This is a genomic window from Janthinobacterium sp. JC611 (assembly GCF_018682595.1).
In the GTDB taxonomy this organism is placed as follows: Bacteria; Pseudomonadota; Gammaproteobacteria; order Burkholderiales; family Burkholderiaceae_D; genus Janthinobacterium.
Genome location: NZ_JAFLJN010000083.1, coordinates 1 through 9,908, shown reverse-complemented (window position 1 = coordinate 9,908; position 9,908 = coordinate 1). Strand labels below are relative to the sequence as shown.

The 9,908-nt window shown below is 56.0% G+C and carries 5 protein-coding genes, 1 tRNA gene and 2 rRNA genes; 7 read left to right on the top strand and 1 reads right to left on the bottom strand.

Features of this window, described 5'->3' with window-relative positions:
- The first annotated feature begins 78 nt into the window (after nt 1-78).
- The 6 genes from J0O65_RS26740 (at nt 79) to J0O65_RS26715 (ending at nt 7,398) form a co-directional block, all read left to right on the top strand.
- Nucleotides 79-154: transfer RNA gene (locus J0O65_RS26740), tRNA-Ala, on the top strand.
- Between the two features lie 242 nt (nt 155-396).
- Nucleotides 397-3,270, top strand: a 23S ribosomal RNA gene (locus J0O65_RS26735).
- 135 nt (nt 3,271-3,405) lie between these two features.
- Nucleotides 3,406-3,518: ribosomal RNA gene (rrf, locus tag J0O65_RS26730) — 5S ribosomal RNA — on the top strand.
- A 162-nt stretch (nt 3,519-3,680) separates the two neighbouring features.
- On the top strand, nt 3,681-4,370 hold the full coding sequence (locus J0O65_RS26725) for a phosphatase PAP2 family protein (protein ID WP_215410155.1): 690 nt from the start codon (nt 3,681-3,683) through the stop codon (nt 4,368-4,370).
- Between the two features lie 62 nt (nt 4,371-4,432).
- Nucleotides 4,433-5,911: a DUF2868 domain-containing protein gene (locus J0O65_RS26720; RefSeq protein WP_215410154.1), complete on the top strand. Its 1,479-nt coding sequence runs from the start codon at nt 4,433-4,435 to the stop codon at nt 5,909-5,911.
- Nucleotides 5,908-7,398, top strand: coding sequence for a DUF3482 domain-containing protein (locus J0O65_RS26715; RefSeq protein WP_215410153.1), 1,491 nt, complete (start codon nt 5,908-5,910; stop codon nt 7,396-7,398). The genes J0O65_RS26720 and J0O65_RS26715 overlap by 4 nt, the downstream gene beginning before the upstream one ends.
- A gap of 17 nt (nt 7,399-7,415) precedes the next feature.
- Here J0O65_RS26715 and J0O65_RS26710 read toward each other — a convergent pair whose 3' ends face one another.
- Nucleotides 7,416-8,387, bottom strand: coding sequence for a LysR family transcriptional regulator (locus J0O65_RS26710; protein WP_502793601.1), 972 nt, complete (start codon nt 8,385-8,387; stop codon nt 7,416-7,418).
- A gap of 31 nt (nt 8,388-8,418) precedes the next feature.
- Between J0O65_RS26710 and J0O65_RS26705 the strand changes: the two genes are divergently transcribed.
- On the top strand, nt 8,419-9,498 hold the full coding sequence (locus J0O65_RS26705; RefSeq protein WP_215410152.1) for a tartrate dehydrogenase: 1,080 nt from the start codon (nt 8,419-8,421) through the stop codon (nt 9,496-9,498).
- The last annotated feature ends 410 nt before the right edge of the window (nt 9,499-9,908 follow it).

Genomic DNA, 9,908 nt, shown 5'->3' with positions numbered 1-9,908 from the left:
CACCGTGTTGATAACGCGGGGGTCGTTGGTTCGAGTCCAACCAGCCCTACCAGTTTCTGTAGCACCCGTAGCAAACATGGGGGATTAGCTCAGCTGGGAGAGCACCTGCTTTGCAAGCAGGGGGTCGTCGGTTCGATCCCGTCATCCTCCACCAAAAGTTCAAACGTAAATCAGTGCAGATAGTGCGCCGGGATTTAGGTTTGGTCTTTTCGAGACCAAGTGCTGTATGTTCTTTAACAATCTGGAAGAAGTAAAGATTATTTATTGATCGGTTTATCGTAAAAGGTGAATCGATGGGTAATGATTGTATGTATCAACAAACAAGCAACAACGTTGTACTTTCTTATCCCTGTAGCGCTCTTTGATGACTTCGGTTGTCAGAGGCTAACGTTATAGGGACAAGCGAATAAGTGCACATGGTGGATGCCTTGGCGATTACAGGCGATGAAGGACGTAGTAGCTTGCGATAAGCTGCGGGGAGTGAGCAAACACACTTTGATCCGCAGATTTCCGAATGGGGCAACCCACCCTTTTAGGGTATTGCATACTGAATACATAGGTATGCAAGGCGAACGCGGCGAACTGAAACATCTAAGTAGCTGCAGGAAAAGAAATCAACCGAGATTCCCAAAGTAGCGGCGAGCGAAATGGGAAGAGCCTGTACGTGATAGTCGGACCGATAACAGAATCCTCTGGAAATAGGAGCCATAGCGGGTGATAGCCCCGTATGTGAAATCGGACCGGTGGTACTAAGCGTACGACAAGTAGGGCGGGACACGTGACATCCTGTCTGAATATGGGGGGACCATCCTCCAAGGCTAAATACTCGTAATCGACCGATAGTGAACCAGTACCGTGAGGGAAAGGCGAAAAGAACCCCGGAAGGGGAGTGAAATAGATCCTGAAACCGTGTGCATACAAACAGTAGGAGCGGACTTGTTCCGTGACTGCGTACCTTTTGTATAATGGGTCAGCGACTTACATTCAGTGGCAAGGTTAACCAGATAGGGAAGCCGTAGAGAAATCGAGTCCGAATAGGGCGATCAGTCGCTGGGTGTAGACCCGAAACCAAGTGATCTACTCATGGCCAGGATGAAGGTGCGGTAACACGCCCTGGAGGTCCGAACCCACTAATGTTGAAAAATTAGGGGATGAGCTGTGGGTAGGGGTGAAAGGCTAAACAAACTTGGAAATAGCTGGTTCTCTCCGAAAACTATTTAGGTAGTGCCTCAAGTATCACCATCGGGGGTAGAGCACTGTTATGGCTAGGGGGTCATTGCGACTTACCAAACCATTGCAAACTCCGAATACCGATGAGTGCGAGCTTGGGAGACAGACGTCGGGTGCTAACGTCCGGCGTCAAGAGGGAAACAACCCAGACCGCCAGCTAAGGTCCCAAAGATTGGCTAAGTGGAAAACGAAGTGGGAAGGCTAAAACAGTCAGGATGTTGGCTTAGAAGCAGCCATCATTTAAAGAAAGCGTAATAGCTCACTGATCGAGTCGTCCTGCGCGGAAGATGTAACGGGGCTAAGCCAGTCACCGAAGCTGCGGATATGCGTAAGCATATGGTAGGAGAGCGTTCTGTAAGCCTGCGAAGGTGTCTTGTAAAGGATGCTGGAGGTATCAGAAGTGCGAATGCTGACATGAGTAGCGATAATGGGGGTGAAAAGCCTCCACGCCGTAAGCCCAAGGTTTCCTGTTCAACGTTCATCGGAGCAGGGTGAGTCGGCCCCTAAGGCGAGGCAGAGATGCGTAGCTGATGGGAAGCAGGTTAATATTCCTGCACCGTCGTATGATGCGATGGGGGGACGGATCGCGGAAGGTTGTCTGACTGTTGGAATAGTCAGTTTCTGTCTCATAGAAGGCGCTTAGGCAAATCCGGGCGCAGGATTCAAGGGGATGGGACGAGTGAATTTATTCACGAAGCAATCGGAAGTGGTTCCAAGAAAAGCCTCTAAGCTTCAGTCATACGAGACCGTACCGCAAACCGACACAGGTGGGCGAGATGAGTATTCTAAGGCGCTTGAGAGAACTCGGGAGAAGGAACTCGGCAAATTGGTACCGTAACTTCGGGAAAAGGTACGCCCCGGTAGCTTGACCACTTTACTGTGGAAGGGTGAAAGGGTTGCAATAAACTGGTGGCTGCGACTGTTTAATAAAAACACAGCACTCTGCAAACACGAAAGTGGACGTATAGGGTGTGACGCCTGCCCGGTGCTGGAAGATTAAATGATGGGGTGCAAGCTCTTGATTGAAGTCCCAGTAAACGGCGGCCGTAACTATAACGGTCCTAAGGTAGCGAAATTCCTTGTCGGGTAAGTTCCGACCTGCACGAATGGCGTAACGATGGCCACACTGTCTCCTCCCGAGACTCAGCGAAGTTGAAATGTTTGTGATGATGCAATCTACCCGCGGCTAGACGGAAAGACCCCATGAACCTTTACTGTAGCTTTGCATTGGACTTTGAACCAATCTGTGTAGGATAGGTGGGAGGCTTTGAAGCGGGGACGCTAGTTCTCGTGGAGCCAACCTTGAAATACCACCCTGGTTTGTTTGAGGTTCTAACCTTGGTCCGTTATCCGGATCGGGGACAGTGCATGGTAGGCAGTTTGACTGGGGCGGTCTCCTCCTAAAGTGTAACGGAGGAGTTCGAAGGTACGCTAGATACGGTCGGACATCGTGTTGATAGTGCAATGGCATAAGCGTGCTTAACTGCGAGACTGACAAGTCGAGCAGGTACGAAAGTAGGACATAGTGATCCGGTGGTTCTGTATGGAAGGGCCATCGCTCAACGGATAAAAGGTACTCTGGGGATAACAGGCTGATTCCTCCCAAGAGTTCATATCGACGGGGGAGTTTGGCACCTCGATGTCGGCTCATCACATCCTGGGGCTGTAGCCGGTCCCAAGGGTATGGCTGTTCGCCATTTAAAGTGGTACGTGAGCTGGGTTTAAAACGTCGTGAGACAGTTTGGTCCCTATCTGCCGTGGGCGTTGGAAATTTGAAGGGGGCTGCTCCTAGTACGAGAGGACCGGAGTGGACGAACCTCTGGTGTACCGGTTGTCACGCCAGTGGCATTGCCGGGTAGCTAAGTTCGGAAGAGATAACCGCTGAAAGCATCTAAGCGGGAAACTTGCCTTGAGATGAGATTTCCCAGAGCCTTGAGCTCTTTGAAGGGTCGTTCGAGACCAGGACGTTGATAGGCTGGGTGTGGAAGTGCAGTAATGCATTAAGCTAACCAGTACTAATTGCCCGTACGGCTTGTCCCTATAACCTTAGCAGGTACAGAGGATAAGACGGTACAACGTTGCGTGTGTGTTGATACCATTCATTACCCCGATCTTTGCTTCTTCCAGATTCAGGCCTTGTCGCTCCACCGAGGACAAATGCCAGTACAAGTTATGCCTGATGACCATAGCAAGTTGGTCCCACCCCTTCCCATCCCGAACAGGACCGTGAAACAACTTTGCGCCGATGATAGTGCTGCAACCAGTGTGAAAGTAGGTTATCGTCAGGCTTGTTATTCGAAAAACCCCTTCCGGTGATCCGGTTGGGGTTTTTTTACGTCTGCTGGTTTTGTCATTATCTCCACATGTTGTGCACGGCGGGCACCGTCATGTTCTCTTCATATTCACACTGTACGATGACTTCCATTCTCATCAAGCAAATGTGTGCACCCATGCTGGCCAAGCTTAAACTCGTCAAAACGCCGAAAGGCATCGATAGCATCCTGATGCTGTCGGCCATGCTGATACTCTGGATCGGTAATTACAGCAACCTCGACCTCATGATCGCCGACAGCATGTTCGACGAGGCGCGCGGGCAATTTTTTGGCGTTGGCAGCACGTGGGCGGGCAATTTTCAGTTGGGCATGATCTTGTTTGGTGCCGCCTTGATCGGCTTGGCCATCTGGGACACCTTGCATCCGCTGGCCTGGCTTGCCTCACGCCGCAGCGCCTTGCGCGTCGTGGCCCTGTCGGCGATCTTCGTGCCGCTAAGCATCTATTTGCTCTCCTCCTTCAGCGACGTGCCGTGCCCCACAGAGTTGTTGCGCTATGGTGGACTGGCGCCGTATACGCGCCTGTTGGAAACATTGCCGGCCAGCGCATCAGCCATGGCCTGCCTGCCCGGCACGCAGGCGAACACAGCCTGGTGGATGCTGGCCTTGCCCTTGTTCTGTCTGCCCGGACGGCCACGCACGGCGCTGCTGCTCGCTATTGTCATGTTGTCATGTGGTTTGGTGCTGGGCTGGCAGCAACAGTTGCAGGGTGCGCAGTTTTTTACGCACACCTTGTGGTCTGCCTGGATCGCTGCTTTCCTGATATATCTGCTGCATAACTTGTTTCGGGGTGAGGACGCGTTGGCCTGAAACACAAAAGTACGTCACAATCTGCCTGTGTAGTTGTCGTTTCATACAAAAACAGGAGCACCATGAACGAGCAGATTGCGAGAGAAGTGGTATTGGTCCGTGCGATCGAGACGGCCGACCAGAACAAAGAAGTCCTCAGCGAGGACGACCGCATGTATGCCAGCCGCAGCGCGCGTGAGCTTGCGCAGTGGCAAGCTTCGGGCAAGCAGGCCGAAGTGACGGGTGACGATTTCCTGCAACAGCGCTCTGAACTGATCCTCAAGCGCATCACCGAGCGCACGCCGGCCTTCGCGGCCTTCGCGAAACGCCGTAACGGCATGAAAACCCTGGCGTTGGCCTTGCCCCTGCTGGCTTTGTTGCTGGGCGCCGGGCTCGATCGGATCACCGATCCCCATCGCGTCGACTTGCTGTCCGCGCCCTTGCTGCTGATCATCGCCTGGAATGTGCTGGTCTACCTGGGCTTGCTGATCTGGCTATGCATTCCTTCGCATTCCCTTGGCTGGCCGAAAGCGGGACTGGTGCGCCACCTGAGCGTGGGCCGCCTGGCCTTGCCGCGCAAACTGCCCCACGCCCTGTCCTCTGGCTTGCTCAGTTTCATGGGCGAATGGGCGCATTTGAGCGCCAAGCTGACGGCCGCGCGCCTCAGCCGTACCATCCACCTGAGCGCCGCCATGTTTGCCATCGGCGCCGTCGCCTCGCTGTATGCGCGTGGTTTCCTGTCGCAATACGCGGCCGGCTGGGAAAGCACGTTTCTGAATGCTGGCCAGGTGCACGGCCTGCTTTCGACCCTGTTCGCGCCAGCCATCGCCCTGTTTCATTTACAAGGGTTTTCGCTGGCGGAAATCGAAGCGCTCCGCTTCCCGCAAACGACCACCGTGGAAGGCGGCGCGCGCTGGGTGCATTTGTATGCGGCAACGATTTTCCTGCTAGTGGTCGTTCCCCGCCTGATCCTTGCCCTGGTCAACAACTGGCGCGCCGCGCGCCTGGCCAAGCACTTTCCGCTGGATCTTGATCAACCGTATTTCCGCAAGCTCAATGAAAGTATCGGCGTGGCCACGGGCGGCATGCTGCGCGTCTTGCCATATAGCTTTACTGTCGATGAAGCGCGCCACAAGGGCCTGGGACAAATCGCCCTCATGCTGTTCGGCGAGCAGGGTCGCATGATGCTGCGCCCGTCGACGTCGTATGGCGAAGAGCCGCAGGACGTCTTGCGCGGCACGGACCTGAATGATCCACAAGTCAATATCACGGCCGTGCTGTTCAACCTGACGGCGACGCCGGAAAAGGAAAATCACGGCGCCTTCCTCGATTACCTGGTGCAATCGTCGTCACGCGGCATTGCCGTGCTGATCGATGAATCGAGCTACCTGGAACATGCAGGCGAGCAAGCGGACAGCGCCGCCCGCTTGGCGGAGCGAGTCGCCTTGTGGCAACAGTTCTGCCATTTCCACAAAACCACGGCCACCCGGGTCAATTTGCTCAATCCTGCCCTGCATCCGCTCGACGCCGGTGTCGGGCTGAAAGTATCGGCGGCAGCATGAGTGTGAATGTGAATAAAGATGTGCAGGAGGATGCGGTGCAGATTCAGTTTGCGCTGATTTCGCACACGAATAATGGCAAGACCACCCTGGCGCGTACCTTGGTGGGCGTGGATGTCGGCGAAGTGCGCGACGCCGCCCACGTGACCGTGTTTGCGGAATCGCATACCTTGCTGACCACGCCCCAGGGCGATGCTTTGCAATTGTGGGACACGCCCGGCTTTGGCGACTCCGTGCGCCTGCTCAAGCGCCTGGGGCAGTCGGGTAATCCCATCGGCTGGTTCCTGCGCGAAGTGCTGGACCGTTACCGGGACCGCCCGTTCTGGCTCAGCCAGCAAGCGTTGCGCACGGCCAAGGACTCTGCCGACGTGGTGTTGTACCTGGTCAACTCGTCCGAACATCCCAGGGATGCGGGTTACTTGCCGGCGGAAATGAAAATCCTTGCCTGGCTGGATAAGCCCGTGGTGGTCTTGCTTAATCAGATGGGGCCGCCGCGTCCCGGCAATGAGGAGCACGGCGAGCAGGCGCGCTGGCGCGAGCATTTGCAGCAGTATCCCATCGTGCGCGACGTCCTGGCGCTCGATGCCTTTGCCCGCTGCTGGGTACATGAACGCGTGTTTTACGAAGCCGTGGGTAAATTGTTGCCGCAGTCGCAGCAAGCTGGTTATGCGCGCTTGTTTGCTGCGTGGCAAGCGCAGAATACGGCACGTTTTCAGCAAGCCATGCAGTTGCTGGCCACGCAGCTGGCGGTGGCTGGACAGGATCGCGAAGCCATCGAGCCCGTCTCCAAGGGCTTGCTGAAATCGGCCTTGCAGGTTGTGGGTATCGGCAAGAATGCAGAGCAGCAACGCCAGGAAAAGGCCATGGCCAGCCTGGTGGCGCGACTCAATACGCATAGCGGCATGACCACGCGTGAACTTTTGATCCTGCACAAACTCGACCCGACCGATGCGCATAAGATCAATAGCCGGATACGGGAAAATTTTGCCGTGCGCGCGCCGATCGACAAGGCGCAAGCGGGTCTTCTGGGCGCCATGATTTCCGGTGCCGCGACGGGCTTGTCTGCGGACCTGATTTCCGGCGGCTTGACCTTGGGCACGGGCGCCTTGCTTGGCGGCGTGGTCGGTGCGCTGACGTTTGCGGGTGCCGCCTGGGGTTTTAATTCCGGCACGGATCGCAATGAGCCCACGATGCAATTTACGGATGCCTTCCTGCGTACCCTGGTGGTGGCGGGCGTGCTGCGTTACTTGGCGGTGGCGCACTTTGGTCGTGGCCGCGGCAACTTTGTGGAAGGCGAGGCGCCCGCATTCTGGCAAGATGAGGTCGAGCAGGCGGTGGCGCGCCATGACGCTGCTTTGCTCGAGTTGTGGAAGGAAATGCGACGGGAAAAATCACCGGAGCAAGCCGCCGAGCGCGTTTTGCCCGTCATATCGTCTATTACTTCCGATACCCTGGCGCGTCTGTATCCCGATGTGGCGCGCCTGGTGTAGACGGCTGGCGTAGCTCATCAGGCCCGGGCTTGCAGCCACTGCTGCAGAAATTGCACACAGGCCCTGACCTTGGCCGAGTTCGACAGCCGCGAGGTGGTCACCGCCCACACATCGGCAGCCTGTTGATACGCGGGCAAAATGCGCACCAGCTTGCCTTGCGCCAGGCTGCTTTCCACATCCCATGCCGAGCGCAAGATGATGCCGTGGCCGTCGAGCGCCCACTGATGAACGATCTCGCCGTTGTTGGCCGATAGCGGCCCATCGACCTTTACCGTTTCCAATCCTTGCGGCCCTTGCAGTTTCCAGCGCCGCCCATCCTGGTCGCGCTCGCGAATGACGATGCAGTCATGCTCGCGCAATTGCGCCAGGGTGCTTGGTGTTCCGCGTTGCGCCAGATAGGCGGGCGCGGCGCACAGTACGCGTTGGTTACTGGCAATGCGGTGGGCGATCAGGTCCGGCTCGCGTACCACTCCGATGCGAATGTCGAGATCGAAACCTTCGCCCAGCAGGTCAACGGGGCGGTCGAGCAATTCCAGCTGTATTTTCAAGTCCGTATATTGCTGTGCCAGCTGGGATAGTGCGGGACCGAGCCGGTTGCGTCCGAAACCGGAGCTGGAGCAGATACGCAACACGCCCTGCGGCTGCACTGTCGACTGCGCGACCGCTTCTCCCATCTGCTCGACATCTTCCAGGATGCGCTGCGCCCATTGCCGAACGATCTCGCCGTGATCGGTGACGCTGACCCGGCGCGTGGTCCGGTGCAGCAAACGTACTTGCAACGCCGCTTCCAGCATGCCGATGCGCTTGCTGACAACGGCCTTGGAAATGCCCAGTTCCAGCGCCGTGGCGGCGAAACTGGTTTTATGGGCGACCTGGCAAAACAGGCGCAAGTCTTCCAGCAGCGGCGTATGTTTCATTGATTGACCACGAAATGTGGATACTAGGGTTATGAATCCCCTGATTGTATTCTGATGTAGTGCCAGTATCATCAATGCATCCATCTATCAACAGGAGAAGCTCATGCCCGCACACAGAATCGCAGTCATCGCCGGCGACGGCATAGGCAATGAAGTCATGCCGGAAGGGCTGCGTGTTGTTGCCGCCGCCGCCCGTCGTTTCAATATCGACCTGCAGTTCACGACGATGGCATGGGCAAATTGCGACTACTACCTCGAGCATGGCCAGATGATGCCCTCGGACTGGTTTGACCAGCTCAAGGATTTCGACGCCATCTATTTTGGCGCCGTGGGCTGGCCGGACAAGGTGCCCGACCATATCTCGCTGTGGGGCTCGTTGTTGAAATTCCGGCGCGAGTTCGACGAATACGTCAACTTGCGTCCCGTGCGGCTGATGCCGGGCGTGCCATGTCCGCTGGCGAACAAGAAGCCGGGCGATATCGACTTTTATGTCGTGCGTGAAAACACGGAAGGAGAATATTCATCGGTGGGCGGGCGCATGTTCGAGGGGACGGAGCGCGAAACGGTGCTGCAGGAATCCGTTTTTACGCGCAAGGGTGTCGACCGCATTTTGAAGTATGCGTTTGAGCTGGCGCAAAGCCGACCTAAAAAACACCTGACATCGGCGACCAAGTCGAATGGTATCGCCATCAGCATGCCGTTCTGGGATGAGCGGGTGGAAGCGATGGGCCCAAGCTTCCCCGATGTGCGCTGGGACAAATACCATATCGATATCCTGGCGGCCCGCTTTGTATTAAGCCCCGAGCGTTTCGACGTGGTGGTCGCTTCGAATCTGTTTGGCGACATCCTGTCCGACCTGGGCCCCGCCTGCACGGGGACGATTGCCATCGCACCGTCGGCCAATATCAATCCGGAGCGCACGTTCCCCTCCGTGTTCGAGCCTGTACACGGTTCCGCACCTGATATCTATGGCCAGAATATCGCCAACCCGATCGGCATGATCTGGTCGGGCGCCATGATGCTGGACTTCCTCGGCAATGGCGACGCCAATTACACGGCGGCGCATGACGCGATTGTGCGCGCCATCGAGCAGGTGCTCGAGCATGGACCACGTACGCCGGACATGGGTGGCAGCGCCAGTACGACCGAAATGGGCATGGCGGTGGCAGCATTGCTGAAATAAAGCTTGCCGCCCTTGGGCGGCTTTGCTATAGTTCGCCTCCCCAATGAGACGCAGTCACTGCGGCACTTGAGGATCACCGGAAACGGCGATGAGTAGTAAAGAAGGTGTTGACGGATTTAGCGAAATGCTTCATACTCTTCCTTCTTCGCAGCTGACAAACACAACGCTTTGTCGATAGCGCGAAAGCAGTAACCGAATACAGTTCTTTAACAATTAACAGTCGATAAGTGTGGACATTTGATGTCAGTGCAGCAGCGATCCTCGGATTGCTGTAATACTTAAAATATCAAATGTTCACAAGAAATAATGAAATAGGCGCTACGAAAGTAGTGGCCTGTCAGTTTTTTGAGTGAGCGACCCGTCAGCAATGACGGTGCCGGTAAAACGGCAAAGTAACAGAGATTAAACTG